This is a genomic window from Micromonospora orduensis, assembly GCF_006228125.1.
In the GTDB taxonomy this organism is placed as follows: Bacteria; Actinomycetota; Actinomycetes; order Mycobacteriales; family Micromonosporaceae; genus Micromonospora; species Micromonospora orduensis.
This window is the reverse complement of the sequence record NZ_VDFY01000096.1, coordinates 1-21,697: the sequence shown is the minus strand read 5'-3', so window position 1 is coordinate 21,697 and position 21,697 is coordinate 1. Positions and strand designations below refer to the sequence as shown.

At 73.8% G+C, this 21,697-nt stretch carries 18 protein-coding genes; 10 read left to right on the top strand and 8 right to left on the bottom strand.

What is annotated here, in order from left to right; all coding sequences use genetic code 11:
• The 4 genes from FHG89_RS05555 to mptB (FHG89_RS05540) form a co-directional block, all read left to right on the top strand.
• On the top strand, positions 1–992 hold a 992-nt coding region (locus FHG89_RS05555), incomplete at its 5' end, for a [protein-PII] uridylyltransferase family protein (RefSeq protein ID WP_482809817.1).
• Positions 985–2,601, top strand: coding sequence for a hypothetical protein (locus FHG89_RS05550; RefSeq protein ID WP_139583272.1), 1,617 nt, complete (start codon positions 985–987; stop codon positions 2,599–2,601). The genes FHG89_RS05555 and FHG89_RS05550, both read left to right, overlap by 8 nt.
• A 47-nt stretch (positions 2,602–2,648) precedes the next feature.
• Positions 2,649–4,049: a polyprenol phosphomannose-dependent alpha 1,6 mannosyltransferase MptB gene (mptB, locus tag FHG89_RS05545; RefSeq protein ID WP_208760868.1), complete on the top strand. Its 1,401-nt coding sequence runs from the start codon at positions 2,649–2,651 to the stop codon at positions 4,047–4,049.
• The gene (gene mptB / locus FHG89_RS05540; protein WP_139583270.1) at positions 4,007–5,485 is read left to right on the top strand and encodes a polyprenol phosphomannose-dependent alpha 1,6 mannosyltransferase MptB; all 1,479 of its coding nucleotides are present in this window, start codon (positions 4,007–4,009) and stop codon (positions 5,483–5,485) included. The genes mptB (FHG89_RS05545) and mptB (FHG89_RS05540) overlap by 43 nt, the downstream gene beginning before the upstream one ends.
• 237 nt (positions 5,486–5,722) lie before the next feature.
• On the opposite strand, the gene FHG89_RS05535 is transcribed toward mptB (FHG89_RS05540), so the two are convergent.
• From FHG89_RS05535 to glnA, 3 genes are all read right to left on the bottom strand, one after another.
• Complete coding sequence (locus FHG89_RS05535) at positions 5,723–6,706, bottom strand: hypothetical protein (protein ID WP_139583269.1); 984 nt, start codon at positions 6,704–6,706, stop codon at positions 5,723–5,725.
• Complete coding sequence (locus FHG89_RS05530; protein ID WP_139583268.1) at positions 6,703–7,068, bottom strand: PadR family transcriptional regulator; 366 nt, start codon at positions 7,066–7,068, stop codon at positions 6,703–6,705. The genes FHG89_RS05535 and FHG89_RS05530 overlap by 4 nt, the downstream gene beginning before the upstream one ends.
• A 131-nt stretch (positions 7,069–7,199) precedes the next feature.
• Positions 7,200–8,624, bottom strand: coding sequence for a type I glutamate--ammonia ligase (gene glnA, locus FHG89_RS05525; protein ID WP_139583267.1), 1,425 nt, complete (start codon positions 8,622–8,624; stop codon positions 7,200–7,202).
• Positions 8,625–8,886: 262 nt separating this feature from the next.
• Here glnA and FHG89_RS05520 point away from each other — a divergent pair, with 262 nt between their 5' ends.
• Complete coding sequence (locus FHG89_RS05520; RefSeq protein ID WP_139583266.1) at positions 8,887–9,285, top strand: RDD family protein; 399 nt, start codon at positions 8,887–8,889, stop codon at positions 9,283–9,285.
• Between the two features lie 125 nt (positions 9,286–9,410).
• Here FHG89_RS05520 and FHG89_RS05515 read toward each other — a convergent pair whose 3' ends face one another.
• Entirely contained in the window at positions 9,411–10,097 is a 687-nt protein-coding gene (locus FHG89_RS05515) for a DUF4191 domain-containing protein (protein WP_139583265.1), read from the bottom strand.
• Between the two features lie 206 nt (positions 10,098–10,303).
• On the opposite strand from FHG89_RS05515, the gene FHG89_RS32795 reads away from it, so the two are divergent.
• The 3 genes from FHG89_RS32795 to FHG89_RS33565 all read left to right on the top strand — a co-directional run bounded on the left by FHG89_RS32795 (position 10,304) and on the right by FHG89_RS33565 (position 13,500).
• On the top strand, positions 10,304–10,471 hold the full coding sequence (locus FHG89_RS32795) for a hypothetical protein (protein ID WP_167517346.1): 168 nt from the start codon (positions 10,304–10,306) through the stop codon (positions 10,469–10,471).
• 131 nt (positions 10,472–10,602) lie between these two features.
• A complete protein-coding gene (locus tag FHG89_RS05510) occupies positions 10,603–13,128 on the top strand; it encodes an ATP-binding protein (protein ID WP_244295186.1) in 2,526 nt (841 codons plus the stop codon).
• A gap of 60 nt (positions 13,129–13,188) precedes the next feature.
• Positions 13,189–13,500 (top strand): response regulator transcription factor, encoded by a 312-nt coding sequence (locus FHG89_RS33565; protein ID WP_341874246.1) that lies wholly within the window; start codon positions 13,189–13,191, stop codon positions 13,498–13,500.
• Positions 13,501–13,550: 50 nt separating this feature from the next.
• Here the strand turns inward: FHG89_RS33565 and FHG89_RS05505 are convergent, their stop codons facing one another.
• Together FHG89_RS05505 and lipA are read right to left on the bottom strand one after the other, a co-directional pair.
• Positions 13,551–15,173 carry a hypothetical protein gene (locus FHG89_RS05505; protein ID WP_139583264.1) on the bottom strand — a complete coding sequence of 541 codons (1,623 nt, stop codon included), beginning with the start codon at positions 15,171–15,173 and terminating at the stop codon, positions 13,551–13,553.
• Between the two features lie 52 nt (positions 15,174–15,225).
• Entirely contained in the window at positions 15,226–16,221 is a 996-nt protein-coding gene (gene lipA, locus FHG89_RS05500; RefSeq protein WP_139583263.1) for a lipoyl synthase, read from the bottom strand.
• 408 nt (positions 16,222–16,629) lie between these two features.
• On the opposite strand from lipA, the gene aspS reads away from it, so the two are divergent.
• Positions 16,630–17,916 (top strand): aspartate--tRNA(Asn) ligase, encoded by a 1,287-nt coding sequence (gene aspS, locus FHG89_RS05495; protein ID WP_139583262.1) that lies wholly within the window; start codon positions 16,630–16,632, stop codon positions 17,914–17,916.
• A 21-nt stretch (positions 17,917–17,937) separates the two neighbouring features.
• On the opposite strand, the gene lipB is transcribed toward aspS, so the two are convergent.
• Together lipB and FHG89_RS05485 are read right to left on the bottom strand one after the other, a co-directional pair.
• Positions 17,938–18,579 (bottom strand): lipoyl(octanoyl) transferase LipB, encoded by a 642-nt coding sequence (gene lipB / locus FHG89_RS05490; protein ID WP_139583261.1) that lies wholly within the window; start codon positions 18,577–18,579, stop codon positions 17,938–17,940.
• 48 nt (positions 18,580–18,627) lie between these two features.
• Entirely contained in the window at positions 18,628–20,460 is a 1,833-nt protein-coding gene (locus tag FHG89_RS05485) for a DUF6311 domain-containing protein (RefSeq protein WP_139583260.1), read from the bottom strand.
• Positions 20,461–20,684: 224 nt separating this feature from the next.
• Here FHG89_RS05485 and FHG89_RS05480 point away from each other — a divergent pair.
• The coding region (locus tag FHG89_RS05480; protein WP_139583259.1) for an extracellular catalytic domain type 1 short-chain-length polyhydroxyalkanoate depolymerase at positions 20,685–21,697 on the top strand (1,013 nt) is incomplete at its 3' end.

Below are 21,697 nucleotides of genomic sequence, written 5' to 3'. Positions count from 1 at the left end.
GCCGGGCTGCTCGCCGCGACCGGCCGGCCCCCGGGCTGTCCGACGTGACAGCCGTGGGCACGGCGCTCTCCGACGTCACCGACGCCACCCTGGCCGCCGCGCTGCGGGCCGCCCGGGCCAGCCAACCGGCGCCGGCCGGGCTGCGGTTCGCCGTCATCGGCATGGGCCGGCTCGGCGGGTACGAGTCGAACTACCTCTCCGACGCCGACGTGCTCTTCGTCTACGACCCGCCCGCCGGGGGCAACGAGAGCGCCGCCAGCGCCGCCGCGCACGCCATCGCCGAGGAACTGCGCCGGCTGCTCGGCGTACCCGCCCCCGACCCGCCGCTCGGCGTCGACGCCGACCTGCGTCCGGAGGGCCGGCAGGGTCCGCTGGTACGCAGTCTCGCCGCCTACGCGCAGTACTACGCCCGCTGGTCGCGGGTGTGGGAGGCGCAGGCGCTGCTGCGAGCCCGGTTCGTCTGCGGCGACGCCGACCTGGGCGCCGAGTTCGAGGCGATGATCGACCCGGTGCGTTACCCCGCCGAGGGGCTGACCCGCGAGCAGGTCGTCGAGATCCGCCGGATCAAGGCCCGGGTGGAGACCGAGCGGCTGCCCCGGGGCGCCGACCCGGCCACCCACACCAAGCTGGGCCGGGGCGGGCTCGCCGACGTGGAGTGGGCAGTGCAGCTGGTCCAGCTCCGGCACGCCGGCGCGAATCCGGCGCTGCGCGGCACGCGTACCCTCGACGCCCTCGCGGCCGCCGCCGAGGCGGGCCTGGTCGACCCGGCGGACGCCGCGGAGATGGCCGCCGGCTGGTCCCTGGCCGCGCAGGTCCGCAACGCGTTGATGCTGGTCCGGGGTCGGGCCGGTGACCAGCTGCCCCGGCACGGGGTGGAGCTGGCCGGGGTGGTCCGGCTGCTTGGCCGCGACGACCCGGGGGAGTTCCTCGACGAGTACCTGCGCACCGCCCGCCGCTCCCGAGCCGCGGCCGAGCGTGTCCTCGATGCCTGACGCGTCGACGCGCCCGGCCGGGCAGTACGCCGGCTGCGCGGCGGCGACCACTGTCGCGGTGGTGCTCGCCGTCGCGTTCCTGCTCGCGCCGCCGATGGGCACCGACCTCGCCGCCCAGGTGGCCCGCGCCGAGTTCGCCGACCGGTACGGGGCCACGCCGATCGACCTCGGCTGGTACGGGGGCGTCAACCAGTACGGCTACAGCCTCTTCACGGCCAGGTGGGGCGCGCTGGTCGGGATGCGTCCGCTGGGGGCGGTCGCCGCCGTGCTCGGCGCGGCCGCGCTGGCGTGGCTGTTCACCCGCAACCGGGCCCGCCGGCCCCTGCTGGCCGGTGTCCTCGGCGCCGTGGTGCTGGTCGGCAACCTGGCCAGCGGTCGGATCACCTTCGCCGTCGGGCTGACGTTCGGGTTGCTGGCGCTCTGCGCGGTCAGCGCGGACCGCCCGCCACGCTGGATCAGGCTGGTACTCGCCGCCGGTTGCGCCGCCCTGGCCACGGCGGCGAGCCCGGTCGCCGGCCTGTTCACCGGGCTGGCCGGCGCGGCGCTGCTGCTGTCCGCCCTGCGCACCGGCGCCGGGCCGGGCCGCCCGCTGCCCGGTGGCTGGCGGATCGACCGCCCCCTCGCCGAGGGGCTCGTCCTGGCCGTGGCGCCCGCCGTCACGCTGGCCCCGATCGCGGTCCTCTTCGGCAACGGCGGCACCCAGCCGTACTCGGCCGAGTCGATGCGGATCAACGTCGCGCTCGCGGTGCTGGTGGCGGTCGTGCTGCCGCGCCGTCGCCGGGTGCTGCGCATCGGCGCGGCGCTCACCGTGCTGCTCCTGGTCGGCGCGTACTACGTGCCCAGCCCGATCGGCTCCAACGCGCTGCGACTGCCGATGCTGTTCGCCCTGCCCGTGCTGGCCGGGTACGCGGTGCTGCCCGGCCCGTGGCTCGCCGGGCTGCTCGCCGCGACCGTGTGGTGGCAGTCGCCGGTGATGGCGGGCGACGTGACCCGCGCCGGCTCCCCGGAGAGCGACGCGGCCCGCTACCGGCCGCTCATCGCGGAACTCGACAGGCGGCAGCCGGTCGGGCGGGTCGAGGTGGTGCCACTGCGGGACCACTGGGAGTCCGCGTACCTCCCACCGACCGCGCCACTGGCCCGTGGCTGGGAACGCCAGGTCGACAGCGACCGCAACGCGCTGTTCTACGACGGCAGCCTGACCGCGCAGACGTACGAGACGTGGCTCCGCCGCGAGGCGGTGACCTACGTGGTGCTCGCCCCGGACGCTCCCGCCGACCGGTGGGGCCGCGACGAGGCCGCCCTGATCCGCGCCGACCTGCCGTACCTGCAGGAGGTCTGGAGCGACCCGACCTGGCGGATGTACGCCGTGGTCGACCCGACACCGCTTGTCGGCGCCCCGGGGCAGCTCGTCACCGCCGACCGCGGCTCGGTCCGCCTGACCGCCGCGCCCGGCGACGTGCCGGTGCGGGTGCGGTGGTCGCGCTGGCTGTCGCTGACCGGCCCGGACGGCTGCGTACGCCCCGGCGCGGACGGGTGGACCGAGGTGCGGGTCCGTGCGGCCGGTGACTACACGGTGTCCAGCGGACTCACGCCGGCGAACCACTGCTGACGGTGCTGCCGTCGTCCCACGACCGAGGTGCTGGCAGCATGTCGGTCGTGCCTTCCCACCTCGCGCGCTGGACCGGCCTGGCCGGCTCGACGCTGCTCGCGATCTCCGCCTACCTCGGGGGCGCGTTTCCCAGCGGCCCGCTGCGCAGCACCCCGGTCAGCATCTGGCAGGGGCCCCACGGCCCGCTGATCCTCGCCGCCTGGGCGGTCGGTACCGGCCTCATGGCGTACGCCTGGTGGGCTCTTCGCGACGGGGGTCCGTCGACGCGGTGGGCGCTGGTCACCGTGGGGCTCTGGCTGCTGCCGTTGCTGGTCGCGCCGCCCTTCGGCAGCCGCGACGTGTACGCGTACGCCTGCCAGGGCGCCAGCTTCGTCGGCGGCATCAGCCCGTACGAGCAGGGCGTCTCCGCGCTGCCCTGCCCCTGGCTGGACACCGTGTCGGTCATCTGGCGCGACACCCCGGCCCCGTACGGGCCGCTCTTCGTGCTCATCGCGGGCGCGGTGGTCAAGGTGACAGGTTCGTTGACCGCGAGCATCGTGCTGTTCCGGGCGCTGTCGCTGATCGGCGTGGTGCTGAGCGCGTGGGCGCTGCCCGCCCTGGCGCGCCGGGCCGGTGTGCCGCCCCAGCGGGCGGTGTGGCTGGCGCTGGGGTCCCCGCTCGTCGCCGCGCACCTGATCGGCGGCCCCCACAACGACGTGTTGATGCTCGCCGCGCTGGTCGGTGGGCTGGCCGTGGTGGCGTCGCACCCGGGCCGTCGCGGAATGCTGCTGGTCGGCGGGCTGCTGCTCGGCCTCGCGGTGGCGATCAAGGTGACCGCCGTGGTGGTGGTGCCGTTCGCCGCCCTGGCGGCCACCGCCGGGCCGTACCGGCTCCGGACGCTCATCCGCGACGGCGGCTGGGTGGTCGGCGGCGCGATCGCCACCGTGGTCGGCGTGACCGTCGCCGGTGGGCTGGACTTCGGTTGGATCGGCGGGCTGTCCCAGGGCGGCGCCGCCGTCGCCTGGACCTCCCCGCCGACCGCCGTCGGGCAGACCGTCGGCTACGTCGCCGCGCTGTTCGGCGGTCACATCGACGCGCTGCCGGTGACGCGCGGGATCGCCGTGGTCGTCCTGGCCGTGCTGCTCGTCTGGCTCTGGTGGCGGGCCCGAACCCGCGACCCGCTGTATTACGCCGGCCTCGCGCTCGCCCTCACCGTCGCGCTCGCCCCCGTCGTGCACCCCTGGTACTGGACCTGGCCGCTGTTCGTGCTGGCCGCCACCGCCCAGCGGACCAGATGGTTCGTCGCGGTCGCCCTCGTCGCGTCGTTCCTCGTGCTGCCCGACGGCACCGGCCTGCCCCGCTACACCAAGACCGTCGGGGCGCCACTGATGACGCTGTTGGTGATCGTGCTGGTCGTCCGGTTGGTATGGTCGGCTCGGGCGGCCCGGCAGCCGGTCGCCGCCGACTGAGGGAAGGTGCGCCGGTGACCACTCCCGGTGCCTCTCTCACCCGGTACGCCGGCCTGCTCGGCGCCGTTCTGCTCGCCGTCGCCGGCTACCTCGGGGGGGCGCTGCCCGACGCCGTCCCGCTGGGCGTGACACCCCTGTCGATCTGGCGAGCCCCGGACGGCCCGGCCACGCTTGCCTGCTGGCTGGCCGGCACCGTGCTGCTGGTCGGGGCATGGTGGTCGCTGCGCGGGGGAGCGCCGTCGACCCGGTGGGCGTACGTCACCGCCGGTCTGTGGGCGCTGCCGCTGCTGGTCGCGCCACCGCTGGGCAGCCGGGACGTCTACTCGTACGCCTGCCAGGGCTGGACGTACGCGCACGGCGCCGACCCGTACGCGGTCGGGGTGGCGGCGGCGGGCTGCCCGTGGCTGGAGACGGTGGCACCGATCTGGCGGGACACCCCGGCGCCGTACGGGCCGGTGTTCGTGCTGCTCGCGGCGCTCGCCGTCCAACTCGGCGGCGGGCTCACCGGCACGCTTGTGCTGCTGCGGGTGACCGCCGTGGCAGGACTGCTGCTGGCCGCGCTCTGCCTGCCCCGGCTGGCACGGGCAGCCGGAGTGCCGCCCCGGCGGGCGGTCTGGCTGCTGCTGGCCTGCCCGCTGGTCGGCGTACACCTGGTGGCCGGCGCGCACAACGACGCCGTGATGGTGGGCCTGCTGCTGTGCGGGCTGCTGGTGGCGGTCCGCCGGCCCGGACGGCCGGCGGCACTGCTGCTCGCCGGGGCGCTGCTCGGGCTGGCGGTCACCGTGAAGGCCAGCGCCGTGGTGGTGGTGCCGTTCGCCGCGCTGGCCGCGGTGCGGGGCCGGCACACCGTACGGGCGCTGCTGCGCGACGGCGGCTGGCTGGCCGGCGGACTGCTCGGCGCGGTGCTTGTCACGTCGGCGCTGTCCGGTCTCGGGTTCGGCTGGGTCGGCGGGCTGACCCGCAGCGGCGACTCCGAGCAGTGGACCTCGCCGCCCACCGCCGTCGGGTTCGTGATGGACTACGCCGGCGAGCTGATCGGCCGGAACCCGCAGGCGGTGCCGGTGGTCCGGGCGGCGGCGCTGCTGCTGCTCGCCGCGGTGCTGGCGGTGCTCTGGTGGCGGGTCTGGCGGGACCTGCGGGAATCGGGCGAGCCGGCCCGCCCACGGGCGGCGCTGCACGGCGCGGCACTGGCACTGGTCGCCACAGTCGTCCTGTCCCCGGTCTTCCACCCCTGGTACGCGACCTGGCCGCTGGCGCTGCTCGCGCTCACCGCCGCCCGTACGACGTGGTTCGTGCTGCCAGTCGCGGCGGCTGCCTTCCTCGCCCTGCCCGACGGCACCAACCTGGCCCGCTTCACGAAGGCCCCCGGCGCGCTGGCGATGACCGCCCTGCTCCTGACCGTCCTCGTCCGCACCACCCGCCGCAGTCGTCGTTGATCATGAGGTTGACGGGGGCAACCTGGACGGAATGCCTCGCCAACCTCATGATCGTCATCGTCGTGCGGTCAAGATCGTGCTCGAACATGGATGTAGTGGCGTCCTGCGGGTTCGAGACCACTACATCCAGGATCGAGCACGATCTTTGGGCCCGGCCCGGCCCGGCCCGGCCGGCCCGGGTGGGCGGGGTGGCGCGCAGCGGAGCGGGGTGAGGGGTGCGGCGCGGCGGGGATGTGGTCAGGCTCGCGCGCCGCAGGTGGGGCAGGGTTGGCCTGAGGGTTGGCGGGTGGAGGCCCGGCGGGAGCGAAACAGGACGGTCAGGAGCAGGACGGCAGGGCCGACGATCGCGACGGCCCCAGCGGTCACAGCCAGTTCCGCGAAGGTGATGCTGCCCTGTCCCGGGCCGAAGCTGTCAGCCAGGCCGGGCACCGCCAGGAAGCCGGCGGGGGTGAGCAGTGTGACGAGCGCCCAGCCGCCGCGGTTGTCCCCGCCCAGCGCCAGACCCGCAGCCAGCAGAGCCCCGACGAGCAGCAACAGCCCGCCGACGGTGGGCAGGAAGATCGCCAGGGTGGCGCCGTAGTACGTGCCGACCGCATCCAAGCCCACCAGGAATTCTGTCGCCACCACCGCCAACAGGGCGGACAGCGCTGGCGCGAGGCGGATCGCACGGGAGGGCCGACCGGGCAGGGCGAGCCCCAGCAGGCCCAGGACCACCTGCGGCAGCAGCACCATCAGCGGCGGTCGGAGTGCGTCGAGCGCCGCGGCCACCGGTGGCAGCGCAATCGTGAGCAGGAGCGCGAGGGTGATGGCCCACCGGGCGACCCGGCTCGGCGCGACGGCGATCACCACCGCCGCCAGCAGCCATGCTGCCCACGCGACGACACCGAGCGAGACGAACGGGCCGACGTGGGGGACGCCCCACTCCACGGGCGGCGGATGCAGCTCCGCCGTACCCCAGACACCGGCGAGAGCGCTCGCGGTGACCAGGGCCAGCAGCGCCGCGAGGCGTACCCCCGGGATCAGGTCGGTGACGCCCGCGGCTCGGAGCCGCTGGCGGAGGCCGCCGCGCACCAGGTCCGCGGCGTCCGCCGGCGCCGGCCAGCGTTGGTCGGGGGCGGCCAGGTCGAGGTAGGTACCGACGATTTCGGCGCCGCGGGCGCGCCGGTAGTCGGCGGGGTACGCGCGCAGCAGCCGGAGGTAGCGGCGTTCCAGGTCGTTCATGCCAGCCCTCCGGCCGTGCGTGGGGTGGTCGGGAGGGCGGCGCGAGTGCGCTTGGACAGCCGGATGGTGGCGGCTTCGACGTTGCGGCGCAGCCGCTCGGTCTCGGCGCTCAACGTGGTCTCGCCGCCGGGGGAGAGGCGGTAGTAGCGGCGCAGTCGGCCGTCCACCACCTCTTCCCGGTCGACCTCGACGAGGCGGGCGTCGACCAGCCGGTCGAGCGCCCCGTAGAGCGTCCCGGGGCGTAGCGACACCCGGTTGTCGGACAGGGCGGCGACCTCACCGATCAGCCCGTAGCCGTGCATCGGCTGGGCGGCCAGCGCGGTGAGGATCAGGAACGTCGGTTCGCGCAGTGGTGTGTCCACACGGGCAATATATCGGACGCGAAGGTATGCCGGGGGGCGGCGCAAAGCGAACCGGGCCGGCTCCGCGGTGAGCGGAGCCGGCCCGGCCAGTGTTCTAGCGACTGCTCAGCAGTCGTCGTGCATCTGACTGCTCAGCAGTCGTAGTACATGGCGAACTCGTGCGGGGTCGGGCGCAGGCGCACCGGGTCGACCTCGTTGGCGCGCTTCCAGTCGACCCAGGTGGAGATCAGGTCGGGGGTGAAGACGCCGCCGTCGAGCAGGTAGTCGTGGTCGGCCTCCAGCGAGTCGAGCACGGCCGACAGGGAGCCCGGCACCTGCTTGACGTCGCCCCACTCCTCCGGCGGGAGGTCGTAGAGGTCCTTGTCGATCGGCGTCGGCGGCTCGATCTTGCTCTTGATGCCGTCGAGGCCGGCCATCATCATCGCCGAGAACGCCAGGTAGACGTTGGCCGACGGGTCCGGGACGCGGAACTCGACGCGCTTGGCCTTCGGGTTGCTGCCGGTCACCGGGATGCGGGTGCAGGCGGAGCGGTTGCGCTGCGAGTAGACCAGGTTGACCGGCGCCTCGAAGCCCGGCACCAGACGACGGTACGAGTTGATCGTCGGGTTGGTGAAGGCGAGCAGCGACGGCGCGTGGTGCAGCAGGCCGCCGATGTACCAGCGGGCCATGTCGGACAGGCCGGCGTAGCCGGTCTCGTCGTAGAAGAGCGGCTCACCGTTGAGCCAGAGGCTCTGGTGGGTGTGCATGCCGGAGCCGTTGTCACCGAACAGCGGCTTGGGCATGAAGGTCGCGGTCTTGCCGTTGGCCCAGGCCTCGTTCTTCACGATGTACTTGAAGAGCTGGAGTTGGTCCCCGGCGTGCAGCAGGGTGGAGAACCGGTAGTTGATCTCAGACTGGCCGGCGGTGCCCACCTCGTGGTGCGAACGCTCGACGCTGAAGCCGGTGTCGACCAGCCGGCGCACGATCGAGTCGCGCAGGTCGGCGTAGTGGTCGACCGGCGGCACCGGGAAGTAGCCGCCCTTGTACGCGGTCTTGTAACCGCGGTTGCCGCCCGGCTCCTCGCGGCCGGTGTTCCACGCGCCCTCGATCGAGTCGATGTAGTAGAACGACTGGTGGGCCGAGGTCTCGTGGCGGATCGAGTCGAAGATGTAGAACTCCGCCTCGGCGCCGAAGTAGGCGGTGTCGGCGATGCCGCTCGCCGCCAGGTACGCCTCGGCCTTCTTCGCCACGTTGCGCGGGTCGCGGCTGTACGCCTCGCGGGTGAACGGGTCGTGGATGAAGAAGTTGAGCGCGAGAGTCTTCTGCGCGCGGAACGGGTCGATGAACGCGGTGGCGACATCCGGGAGCAGGAGCATGTCCGACTCGTGGATCGCCTGGAAACCGCGGATCGACGAACCGTCGAACGCGAGGCCGTCGGTGAAGAGGTCGTCGTTGACGGACTCGACCGGCAGGTTGAAGTGCTGCATCACGCCGGGCAGGTCACAGAAGCGAACGTCGACGAACTTCACGTCCTCGTTCTTGAGGTATCGCAGCAGTTCCTCGGGGTTGGCGAACACACATCCTCCTGGCACGTCCACGGGGTGGCTAGGCTTCTGGCGACGCTATGGCCGGGGGGTTGCCCGGCCATGTCTCCGGTGTTTCTGCCGTGTTACGTCCCTCGCGGAGCGTCAGCGACGCCCCGTCCACGCTTCCGGCCCGCGCGAACGCCGTACCGGCTGTACCAGTGTAGTGACATCTGATGCCTTTGGTCCTGATCGGCACGGAGTGGTGGTGACGCCCGCAGGTCCATCACCAGGGGCGCGGATACCCTTGACCGCTGTGACCATTCCGCACGTCCCGGCAGCACCGGCCACCGATCCCACCTTCACCCCGCCGAGCCTCGGCAAGCGGTTCGGGGCGCTGATCATCGACTGGGTGCTCTGCCTGCTGGTGTCCAACATCTTCGCCGACCCGGTACACGACGGCTGGGCCCCCGTGCTGGTGCTGGTCGTCGTGTACGGCCTCTTCCTCGGCCTGTTCGCCCAGACCCCGGGCATGTACATCACGAAGATCCGCTGCGTGAACTGGCACGACGGCGGCCGCATCGGGGTGCTCCGGGGACTGATCCGGGGCCTCCTGCTGGCCCTCGTCGTCCCCGCGCTGATCATGGACGAGCACCGTCGCGGCCTGCACGACCGGCTCGCCGACTCGGTGATCGCCGACGCCCCCCGCCGCTGACCCGACCGGGCAGCGGGCAGCGGGGCGCAATGAGCGCCGCGCGTCGAGGGCCGGCCCACGAGGGTGTACGCGTAGAAGAGCCGGACCCGTGCGGGTCCGGCTCTTCTACGCGTACACCTGAGGGGTCAGCGGCCCCGCGACTGGCGGAAGGCGCCTGGCGGCCGCATGTTCTTCGGGATCGCGCCCTTGGGCATCTGCGGACGAGCGGTGAGGGCCTTGAGTCGCTTGTCCAGCGAGTTGACGTCCTTGCCGGAGAGCGCGCGGGGCAGGCGCAGCAGCGTCGTGCGCAGCTTGCGGATGGGCAGCTCGCCCTCGTCCTGGCCGATCACGTAGTCGTGCAGGGGCGCCGAGCCGATCACCTTGGACAGCCGCCGCTTCTCCTGCCCGAGCAGGCCACGCACCCGCTGCGGGTTGCCCTCGGCGAGCAGGATCACGCCCGGCCGGCCGATCACCAGGTGGACCATGTCCATCTGGGTGGTGGAGCTGACCGCCGGGGTCACCCGCCAGTCGCCGCGCATGTTCTCCATGATCTGCGCCGCCGCGCCGGGCTGCCCCTCGGCGGCGTTCATCATCGCCCGGTTGGACCGCAGGTTGAGCACGATCAGCACCGCGAGCAGGGCGAACAGGATGCCCAGCGGCAGCCAGATCCAGCCCCAGAGGATGACCGCGACCACGGTGAGGGCGAGCGGGAGCAGCACCGCGGCGGCGACCAGCGGCGCGAACCACCGGTCCTGCTTGGCGGTGAACTGGAACACCATCCCGATCTGCTTCAGCCGCTGGCCGAACGAGACCTTCTCCTGGGGCTTTGCCATGCCGCAGAGTCTAGTGGTCGCCGTCCGCCCCGTTGATCCGCGTCCGGATGCCGGCCGGCTGAGTACCTTACGTCGCCTCAGCCGCCCGGGCAGGGCGGGTAAGGAGGCTGTCGCCGGGGAAGATGAGGCGCTGTGCCCATGCCCGGGCGGGGCCTTCACGCGGAGAGTCATCAGCAGAAGATGACAACGCCACGAAGGAGCCCGACATGTTCGGCAACGACGCGGAATTCCTGCTCTCCCTGCACCGTACGCACGCCGCCGAGCTGCGCGCCGAGGCGGCCGCGGACCGGCTCGCCCGCGCGGTGTCGCCCCGGCCCGGCCGCACCTGGTTGGGTCGCCGCCAGCAGTCCCGCCGCACCGACGCCCGCCGGTGACCGCGCCCGCCCCGGCCGCCCCGGACACGGCTCCCGCCGTGCCGGCCGGTCCACCGCCTCTCGCCCCGCCGCTCGGCCACCCGCCGAGCGGCGGGACCGGTGACGGCGGTCGTTCTGGCATGCTCGGTCCCGTGACCGTACGCGCCGCCAGCTCCGTCCTCGTCGGCCGCCACCGCGAGTTGGCGGCGCTGCGCGACGCGCTGGCCCGGGTACGCGCGGGTGAGCCGAGCACCGTGCTGGTCGGTGGCGAGGCGGGCGTGGGCAAGACCCGGCTGCTGGAGGAGTTCGCCGGCGGGGCCACCGGCGGCGGGGCGCGGGTGCTTGTCGGCCAGTGCCTGGAGCTGGGCGAGGCGGGTCTGCCGTTCGCCCCGTTCGCCGCCGCCCTGCGGACGGTGCTGCGCGTCGACGGCCCGGAGGTCTTCGCCGGCTACGAGGCGGAGTTCGCCCGGCTGCTGCCGGAGCTGGGCCGGGTGACGGCCGAGCGTGCCGCGCCGACCGCGACCTCGCTCGGCGACGCCCCGCGCGGCTACCTGTTCGACCTGGTCGCCGAGCTGTTCCAGCGGCTCGCCGACGCCCGGCCGTTGGTGCTGCTGATCGAGGACCTGCACTGGGCGGACCGCTCCACCCGCGACCTGATCGGCTTCCTGGTCCGGGCGGCCCGGCCGGGACGGCTGCTGCTGGTCTGCACCTACCGCACCGACGAGTTGCAGCGCGGCCATCCGCTGCGGCCGTTCCTCGCCGAACTGGACCGCGTCCGTGGCGTGCAGCGGGTCGACCTGGGCCGGCTGGACCGCGACGGCACCGGCGCGATCCTCGCCGACCTGCTCGGCGCCGAGCCGCTCGCCCGCGCCGTCGACGACGTCCACGAGCGCACCCAGGGCAACCCGTTCTTCATCGAGGAGCTGGCGGTGGCCGGCGACCCGGTCGGCTGCGCGGCGCTGCCCGAGACACTGCGGGACCTGCTGCTCGCGCGGGTGGACCGGCTTCCCGAACCGGCCCAGCGGGTGCTGCGGATCGCCGCGGCCGGCGGCACCCGGTTCGCCCACGACCTGCTCGCCGAGGTCGCCGGGCTGCCCGAGACCGAGTTGGAGGACGCGCTGCGCGCCGCCGTCGCCGCCCAGCTGGTGGTGGCGAACCCCGACGGCGACTACGAGTTCCGGCACGCGCTGGTCCGCGAGGCCGTACACGACGAGTTGCTGCCCGGCGAGCACGCCCGGCTGCACGCCCGCTTCGCGGCCGCCATCGAGGCCCAGCCGCAGCTGGTCGCCGCCGGCCGCGCGCCGGCCGAGATCGCCCACCACTGGTACGCCGCGCACGACCACCCGCGTGCCCTGGTGGCGGCGCTGGCGGCGGCCGGCGCAGCCGCCGACCGGTACGCGTACGCCGAGCAACGCCGGCTGCTGGAACGGGCGCTGGAGTTGTGGGAGCTGGTGCCCGACGCCGCCGACCTGCTCGGCATGGACCACCTGGCGCTGCTGGAGCGGACCGTGGACGCCGCGGTCATCGCCGGCGACTTCAGCCGGGCGATCACCCTGACCCGGGCCGGACTGGCCGAGGTGGACGCCGACGCCGCGCCGCTGCGCGCCGCCCGACTGCTGGACCAGCGGGGTCGGATGCTGGCCCTGCTCGGCAAGAGCGACGGCAGGCGTGAGCTCGATGAGGCGTACCGGCTGGCGGCCGGTGGCCCGGAGGGCGTCGAGCGGGTCCGGCTGCTCGCCGACATCGCCACCCACCTGGTCAAGATCGATCCTGAGCAGGCCGCCCGGGTGGCCGCCGAGGCCACCACGGACGCCGAGGCGCTCGGCGCGGAACCGGCGCTGCTGGCCACCCGGATCGCGCTGCTCTGCCACGGCGAACGGGACCTGGAGCAGGGGCTCACCGAGCTGACCCGCGCCGAGGCGGCCGCCCGCGCGTCAGGTGACGCGCCGACAGTGGTGCTCGCCAAGGTGTTCCAGTCGGACATGCTCTGCGAGCTGGGCCGCTACGGCGAGTCCGCCGAGGCCGCCGAGGCCGGGGTGGCCGAGGCCCGCCGGGTGGGGATCAGCCGCTCGACCGGGGCGTACCTGCTGTCCAACCGGGCCGAGGCGCTTATCGCGTTGGGCCGGTGGGACGAGGCCGAGGCGGTGTGCGCGGAGGCCGCCCGGATCGACCTGTCCGGCGTCACCGGGCTGCACTGGCTCCAGTTGGGCGCCGGGCTGCGGCTGGCCCGGGCCCACCCGGCCGCCGACGAGCTGGTCGACCGGGCGCTGGCCTTCCTCGGCCGGCCCTACCTGTGGCCGAACCACCGGCTGCCGCTGCACGAGTTGGCGATCGAGTCGGCACTGGCCGCCGACGACAAGATCGAGGCGGTCCGGGCGGCCCGCGTCGCGGTGGCCGACGAGCGACTGCCGCAACTGCCCCGCGAGGGCTGGCCGGTGCTCAGCGCCGTCGCCCGTACCGCCGCACGGGTGGGTGACCGGGACCTGGCCGCTGCCGTCGCCGCGCTCGCCGCCGACCTGCCCGCCCGGCATCCGGCGGCACGGGCGCACGCCGCCCAGGTCACCGCCCTGCTGGCGGCCGGCGACCAGGTGCTGCCGGCCTGGCGGGCGGCGGTGCGGGCGTGGCGCGCCGACGGGCAGCCGTACCCGCTCGGTCGGGCGTTGCTCGCCCTCGCCTAGGCGGCTGCCGGCGCGGGGGAGCGGGACGAGGCGGCGGCGGCCGTCACCGAGGCCGCGGACATCGCCCGGCGGCTGGGCGCCGCGCCGCTGGCCGAGGCGGCCGCGACCCTGGCGCGGCGGGTCGGCCTGCGCGGGACCGGTCATGGCGGCGCCGGCGCCGATCTGCTGACCGCCCGGGAGCGGGAGGTGCTGCGGCTGGTCGCCGAGGGTCACAGCAACAGCCGGATCGCCGAGCGGCTGTTCATCTCACCGAAGACGGCAAGCGTGCACGTCTCGCGGATCATCGCGAAGCTCGACGTGACCAACCGGACGGAGGCCGCCGCCCTGGCCCACCGCCTCGGCCTGCTCGCCGAGCCGTCCGACCCGCGCTGACGCCAGGTCGGGCGCTGACGCGCGTCGGGCCGCGCTGACGCCCGGCGTGGTCAGCGCGGCAGGTAGATCCGCCAGCCGTCGAGGCTGACCAACTCCAGGCTGCCCGCGGCCGCGCCGAGCCGCTCGTCGAGCCGGGCCGCCAGCGGGGATCCGGTGGGAGCGACCCAGGCCGGGGCCGGCGCGGCATCCACCTCCCGCCGGTACGCGGGGTAGCGGTCGAAGCCGGGGCGCAGCGTGTCGTCGACGACCGCGCAGACGACCCGTTCGTCGCTGGCGAAGGTGAGCCGGTTGCAGGTCCAGTAGCCGGCGCGGACGTGCCGTACGCCGAGGTGCCGCAGGGCGGCCACCAGCTCCTCGTGTCGGGCCTCGGCGGCCCGGCTCGCCGGTGCGGTCCGTGCCCCCTGCCAGGTGGCGTGCGCGGCGGTGCCCAGCGTCGCGGCGAGCAGGACGATCGCGACCGGACGGGCCAGCCACGATCCGACGGCCCGCCGGCCGACGGCCGGTGGGCGCAGACCGTGCCGGGCCACCGTCCACACCGGCCAGAGCAGCGCCGGCAGGGAGAGGAGCAGGCAGGACAGGTAGCGGGAACTCTCCACAGGCGTACGCCCGGCGGCGCTGCTCACCGTGTACGCGGTGAGGGTGGCCACCGCGGCCAGCACGAGCGCCAACCTGATCGCCCCCGCCACCCGGAGTTCGGTGCCGGCCAGGCGGCGCATCGTCCACCAGGCCGTCGCGGCGGCCACGACCAGCAGCACCGGCAGGGCGTACGCCCACCACAGTTGCCAGGTGGCGCAGCGCCCCGGAGCGCAGAAGCCCATGCCCAGCGGCGGTCCCAGCAGCAGGCCGCCGTGCAGCCGGTCCGCCCAGCCGGCGGAGGCGTCCGCGCCGCCGGCGGCGAGGACCGCGTGCAGAGGGTTCCGCCCGGTCGACAGGCTGTGCAGCAGCAGCGGGGCCGCCCCCAGCACGGCAGCCGCCCCGAGCAGCGCCCCGGCCGTCCCGCGCAGTTCCCGGTGGCAGAACCCGACAAGCACCGTCCCGGTCGCCACGACGTACGGCAGCACCAGCGGGTCGACCCAGAGCATCAGCCCGGCCAGGAACCCCCACGCCGCCCACCGGACCGGTCGCCACCTGGGCCGGCCGGCGGCCAGGTCCACGGCGAGTACGGCGAGCGCAGCCCCGGCCGCGTTCATCTCCGGATAGCCGCCGCCGGCGATCAGTTGGTTCTTGACCACCCGGTCGGAGCCGAGCGCCAGCAGCACCACCACCAGCAGCCCGAACCAGCGGTCACCGGTCAGCCGCAGCGTCAACCGCCAGGTCAACAGCAGGAACAGCACGTACAGCGCGAGCGTGGGCAGCCGCAGGCCGAGCAGCGACGGGGCGCCGGCCAGCGCGAACACCGGCGCGGCCAGGTACGCCTCAAGCGTGCCCATGTACTGCTGGCCGTAGAACCAGACCGGGAAACCCTCGCCCCGGGCGATGTGCAGCGCGGCCAAACCCATGGTGGCCTCGTCGCTGTTCGTCGGCGGCGCGGCGTGCCCCAGCAGCCAGAGCCGGTAGCCGACCCCGGCGAGCACTGTCAACACGGTGAGCCAGCCGGCCAGGTCGAGGCGCGAACCGGGCCGCGGGCGCGGGGAGTCCGCGCCGCGCGGCTGTTCGCGTACGCCGGCGGTCATCGCACGATCATGGCACCCGGACGCCGCGCGGCCCGTGCGGCGCTGCCGGCGGTCAGCCGGCGGTGGTGACGGCCGCCCCGGCGCGGGCGTCGAGCGCCTGCCGGTAGAGCCGGCCGGCCCGGTACGACGAGCGCACCAGCGGCCCGCTCATCACCCCGGCGAAGCCGATCTCCTCGGCCTCCTCGCGCAGCTCCACGAACTCCTCCGGCTTGACCCAGCGGGTCACCGGGTGGTGCCGGGGCGAGGGGCGCAGGTACTGCGTGATGGTGATCAGCTCGCAGCCGGCCTCGTGCAGGTCGCGCAGCGCCTGCGACACCTCGGCCCGCTCCTCGCCCATGCCCAGGATGAGGTTGCTCTTGGTGACCAGGCCGTCAGCGCGGGCCTGCCGGATCACGTCCAGCGAGCGGTCGTAGCGGAACGCCGGCCGGATCCGCTTGAAGATGCGCGGCACGGTCTCCACGTTGTGCGCCAGCACCTCAGGGCGGGAGCCGAAGACCTCGGCCAACTGCTCGGGGACGGCGTTGAAGTCCGGGATCAGCAGCTCGACGCCGCAGCCGGGCTGCAGGGCGTGGATCTGCCGGACGGTCTCGGCGTACAGCCAGGCGCCGCCGTCGGGCAGGTCGTCGCGGGCGACACCGGTGATGGTGGCGTACCGCAGGCCCATCGAGACCACCGACTCGGCGACCCGGCGCGGCTCGTCGGCGTCGAACTCGGCCGGCTTGCCGGTGTCGATCTGGCAGAAGTCGCAGCGCCGGGTGCACTGGTCGCCACCGATGAGGAAGGTGGCCTCACGGTCTTCCCAGCACTCGTAGATGTTGGGGCAGCCGGCCTCCTGGCAGACGGTGTGCAGCCCCTCGCGCGAGACGAGCCCGCGCAGCTGGGTGTACTCCGGCCCCATCTTGGCCTTTACCTTGATCCACGGCGGTTTGCGCTCGATCGGCGTCTCGGCGTTGCGCGCCTCGATGCGCAGCAGCCGGCGCCCCTCGGGGGCGGCTGTTGCGGTACGCGCTGCCTGGCCGGTCGTCGGCGCGGAGTGCTCGATCGTCACGAAAACGAGCCTACGCCGGACGGCCGTCGTCTATGTGCGTCGGGCGACCGGCGTCACGCCGCGGACGTTGTGACGCCGGACACCGCGCTGCCGAAAATGCGCGTCACATTTGACGGGTCCGGTGCTAGGTTCAGCGCCAACAGCGACGACGGAGCCGAGTAGCGCGCCGACCCGCCAGTGCAGAGAGCCGCCGGTGCTGAGAGGCGGTCTGGCACCGGTGCGCGAAGACCCTCCCGAGCTGCGGGTAGAACGGCGGAGACGCCCAGTAGAGCCCGCCCGGCTGGCCCCGGTCATCAGGCGACGAACGAGGCTCCCGCTCCGGTGGGGGCGAAGGTGTGGTGGCACCGCGAGGTTCCCGCTCGCCCACACCTCCCTGGGTCGCGTTGCGATGATCAAGGAGGTCCCGCCGTGCAACGCATCCTCTCCGACCACCTGCCCACCCACGTCGGCCACACCGTGCGGATCGCCGGCTGGGTGCACCGCCGTCGCCTGCTGAAGTCGGTGGCGTTCCTCATCATCCGGGACGCCGCCGGCCTGGCCCAGGTCGTCGTCACCGACCCGGCCGTCCGCGCCGAGCTGGAGAAACTTCCCGAGGAGACCGTCGTCGAGGTCACCGCCACGGTCACCGCGAACGGCACCGCGCCCGCCGGGGTCGAGCTGACCGACCCGACGGTACGACCACTCGGCCCACCCGCCGTGCCGCCCCCGTTCGACCTGTACCGGCCGGCGCTGACCGCGAGCCTGCCCACGCAACTCGACAACGCCCCGACCGCCCTGCGCCACCCGAGCCGTTCGGCCGCGCTGCGCGTCTCGGCGGCGGCGGTGGCCGGATTCCGGGCCGCCCTCGACGCCCGGGACTTCGTGGAGGTCCACACGCCGAAGGTGGTCAGCTCCAGCACCGAGAGCGGGGCGAACGTGTTCGCGCTGGACTGGTTCGGCCGGCCCGCGTACCTGGCCCAGTCGCCGCAGTTCTACAAGCAGCTCATGGTCGGTGTCTTCGAACGCGTCTACGAGGTCGGGCCGGTCTTCCGGGCCGAGCCGCACGACACCGTCCGGCACCTCGCGCAGTACACGTCGCTCGACGCGGAACTCGGCTTCGTGGCCGACCACTCCGACGTGATGCGGGTGCTGCGCGACACCCTGGAGGGGATGCTGGGCGTGGTGGGTGAGCGGGCGGCCGGCGCCCTGGCGACGCTGGGCGTCACGGCGCCCCAGGTGCCGGCGGAGATTCCCGCGGTGCACTTCACCGAGGCGCTGACGCTCGCCGGCGCGCCCGCCGACGAGCCGGACCTCGCGCCGGCCCACGAACGGACACTGGGCGAGTGGGCCCTGCGCGAACACGGGTCGGACTTCCTCTTCGTCACCGGCTACCCGATGGCGAAGCGCCCCTTCTACACCCACCCGGACCCGGCGCGGCCCGCGTACTCGAACGGTTTCGACCTGCTCTTTCGGGGCGTCGAGCTGGTCACCGGCGGGCAGCGGCTGCACCGGCACGGCGACTACCTGGCGGCGCTGGCCGCGCGGGGTGAGCCGGTCGAGCCGTACGCCGGCTACCTGGACGCGTTCCGGCACGGCATGCCGCCGCACGGGGGTTTCGCCATCGGCCTGGAACGGTTCGTGGCCCGCCTGGTCGGCGCGGCCAACGTCCGGGAGGTCACCGCGTTCCCTCGCGACCTGCACCGGCTGACCCCGTAGAACCGGGCGCCGGCTGTGCGCTCAGACCTCGATCAGGGTGGACAGCCGGCGCTCGACCACCGGGAGCACGTCGGCGACGGTGACCGGGCGGCCCAGCTCGGCCGTGAGCGAGGTGACGCCGGCGTCGCGGATGCCGCACGGCACGATCCGGTCGAACTGCGTCAGGTCGCAGTCGCAGTTGATCGAGAAGCCGTGCAGGGTGACGCCCCGGGCCACCCGGATGCCGATGGCGGCCACCTTGCGGGCGGGCCCCCGGTCGTCCTCGGGCACCCAGACGCCGCTGCGGCCCTCGACCCGGCCGGCGGTCAGCCCGAACTCGGCGCACACGTCGATGAGCAGTTCCTCGGTGCGGCGCACGTAGGCGACCACGTCCACCGGGTCGGGCAGCCGCACGATCGGGTAGCCGACGAGCTGCCCCGGCCCGTGCCAGGTGATCTTGCCGCCGCGGTCGACGTCGACGACCGGGGTGCCGTCGGTCGGCCGGTCCCACGGCTCGGTGCGCTTACCCGCGGTGTAGACGCTCGGGTGCTCCAGCAGCAGCACGGTGTCGCCGCGCTCGCCGGCCACCACCGACTCGTGCAGGCGCCGCTGCTCGTCCCAGGCGGCCTGGTAGTCGAGCAGGCCGGCGCGGACGGCCGTCAGGCCGGGGGTCGTCGTTGTCACGGCGTCAAGCCTAGTCCCGTCGGCGGCCGCGATCCCTGGTGAGCCGCCTCACCGGTCAGCCAGCGGGATGCGCCAGAGCCAGACGTCGTCGACCCGTTGCGGGTCGCCGAACAACGCGGTGGCGGTACGCCGCACCGCGTCCTCGTCGACTCCGAACTTCGCGCCGTGCACCTCGTCGGCGAGCACCACCGTCTCGATGCGCCAGTGCCGCAGGTCCGACTGGACATCCCGGATCGTGCCGTCGGTGATGATCGGCACCAGCCCGGTGCGGCCGGCCTGGTCCATGAGCGCGCTCAGGGTGCGCGGCACCGGGCCGATCCGGCCCCGCCCGTCGGGGCCGCCGGGGCCGAGGAAGAACCCGCCCGGGATGGCGAACTCGCCCTGCCGGTGCGACAGCGCGTACGCCTGCCAGCGCTGACCGTCCGGGTAGATGTCCACGGTCAGCGGCACCGGCGTGAGCACGCCGTCCGGCGACACGTACTGCCGCCAGGTGCCGGAGGTGATGAACTGCGGGATGGGCTCCCGCTCGTGGGTCAACAGCGGGGTGGGCAGCAGCGGCAGCAGAGCCACCGCGAACCCGAGCGCCCAGGCCAGCTCCGTGGAGCGGTGCCGTGGTGGCGCGGCGCGCAACTGGTCGACGGTGTACGCCAGCAGCACCCCGATCACCGGTGCGACCACCAGGGCCAGCCGGGCGGGCAGCGCGGCGTTCACCACCGGCAGCTGCCCGAGCAGGTCGAACGGCATCGGCAGGTCGGTGCGCCGCCCGTCGAGCTTCGCCACCGGCCCGAAGGAGAGCACCGTGAAGACCAGGGCCAGGATGCCCAGCGCCCAGAGGGTGGCGCGTCGGCCGGGGTCGGCGCGCCGCCACAGCGCCACGAAGCAGACCACGGTGAGCACGAGCAGCCCGATGCCGAAGAACGAGTTCTCCTCGGTCGGGTTCGGTGCCAGCGAGGTGCCCAACCCGACCTCGCCGGCCAGCGATCGGCGCGGGAACGCGGCGAACGCGGCGATGTCCTCGGAGTGGATCACCGGGTCGAAGCCGGTGCCGTGGAACCGCTGCGGGCCGGCGAAGTGCAGCCACAGCGGGTACGACAGCAGCACCCCGGCCACCACGGCCGTCACCGCGAGCCCGCGCAGGAAATCGGGCAGGGCGGCACGGGCCTCGGCCCGACGGGCGGGGTGCAGCGCCCAGACGGCGACGAAGATGCCGAGCGCGAGCGCGGTGAAGAAGAGGCCCTCGGCGGCGATCGAGAAGGCCACCGCCACCAGCAGACCGAGGATCACCCCGTCGCGCAGCCAGTGCCCGGGGCGGCGCAGCGCGAACAGCCGCCAGATCAGCAGCGGCACCAGCCAGCCGGCGGTCCAGTTCAGGTGGGCGTTGGCGTGCGAGACCATGCCGGGGGAGTAGGCGATGAACAGGCCGCCCACCCCGGCCGCCAGTCGGCTGCGGACCAGGTGCCGGGAGAGCAGCCAGTACCAGGCCAGCGCGGTCGCGAACAGGTTCAGGGTGAGGATCACCAGGAACGTCGCCGGCGCCCCGATCAGGTACGTGAGGGGGGCGAAGACCACCGCGTACACCGTGATCGAGGTGTTGACCGCGAGGTTGACGCCGTCCGGGACGTTGATCAGGTACGTGAAGAGCGGGTTCTCCCCGTGGGTGACCGCGTGCCCGCCGAAGGCCAGCAGCCACTCGAACAGCGCCTGGTCGCTGGAGTTGACGGTGATGGTGCGCACGTTCGGGTCCCGCCACAGGCCGCTGGTCACCCAGACGGCGAGCGCGAGCGCCACCAGCACGACGATCAGGTCGGCCCGGCGGTCCCGGACGGCACGCGGCGGTGACGCGGGTGCGGGCCCGGTGGCCAGCGACGGGGAGGACGGCACGCAGCGGACGTTACCAACCGGACCTGGACAGGCCGGTCAGACCTGCGAGGAGGGGACCGTTGTTCTTGTGGAGGATTCGCGTCCGTGCCGTCCACGGCCCGACGTACACAGAGCCCGCCGTGAATGTGTGCGTGTGCGCCATGTCATGCCGATGACACATGGACGTAACGTCGCGGCAATTCGACCGTGACCCAGTTCACAGTCCGCCCCTTCAGGAGGCCGCCGTGCGCCGCTCCTCATCCACCCTCAACCGTCTGATCGGTGCGGTCGCCGGGCTCGTCCTCGCCGCGGCGGGCGCGATCACCCTCGCCACCCCCGCGCAGGCCGCCACCCTCACCCAGGTCACCGGGTTCGGCTCCAACCCGGGCAACCTCGCCATGTACGCCTACCGGCCGGACAACCTGCCGGCCAACTCCCCGGCCGTGGTGCTGCTGCACGGCTGCACCCAGAACGCCTCGGGCTACTTCGCCAACTCCGGCTGGCAGAAGTACGCCGACCAGTGGAAGTTCGCCCTGATCGTCGCCCAGCAGCCCTCCGGCAACAACGCCAACTCCTGCTTCAACTTCTTCGAGGCGGGGGACACCACGCGGGGTCAGGGCGAGGCGCTGTCGATCAAGCAGATGGTCGACCACGCCAAGGCGAACTTCGGCGTGAACGGCTCCCGGGTCTACGTCAGCGGCCTCTCCGCGGGCGGGGCGATGAGCGCGGTCATGCTCGCCACCTACCCGGACGTCTTCGCCGCCGGATCGATCATCGCGGGCATCCCGTACCGCTGCGCCACCAGCATGGTCAACGCGTTCAGCTGCATGAACCCCGGCGCGGACAAGACCCCGGCCGCCTGGGGCGACCTGGTCCGTGGCGCGTACTCCGGCTACACCGGCCCGCGGCCCCGGGTGGCCATCTGGCACGGCACCTCGGACACCACTGTCACGCCGCTCAACGGCACCGAGTCCCGTGACCAGTGGACCAACGTGCGGGGGATCTCGCAGACCCCGACCAGCACCTCGTCGCTGCCCGGCAACACGAGTCTGGAGGTGTACGGCAACGACGAGGTACGCCTCTACCGGGTCTCCGGAATGGGGCACGGCACCCCGGTCGATCCGGGTTCCGCGGCCGAGCAGTGCGGCACCGCCGGCGCGTACTTCCTGGACACCATCTGCTCGACGTACCGGGACGCGCTCTTCTTCGACCTGAACGGCGGCGGCACCACCCCGACCCCTGTCTCTTATACACATCT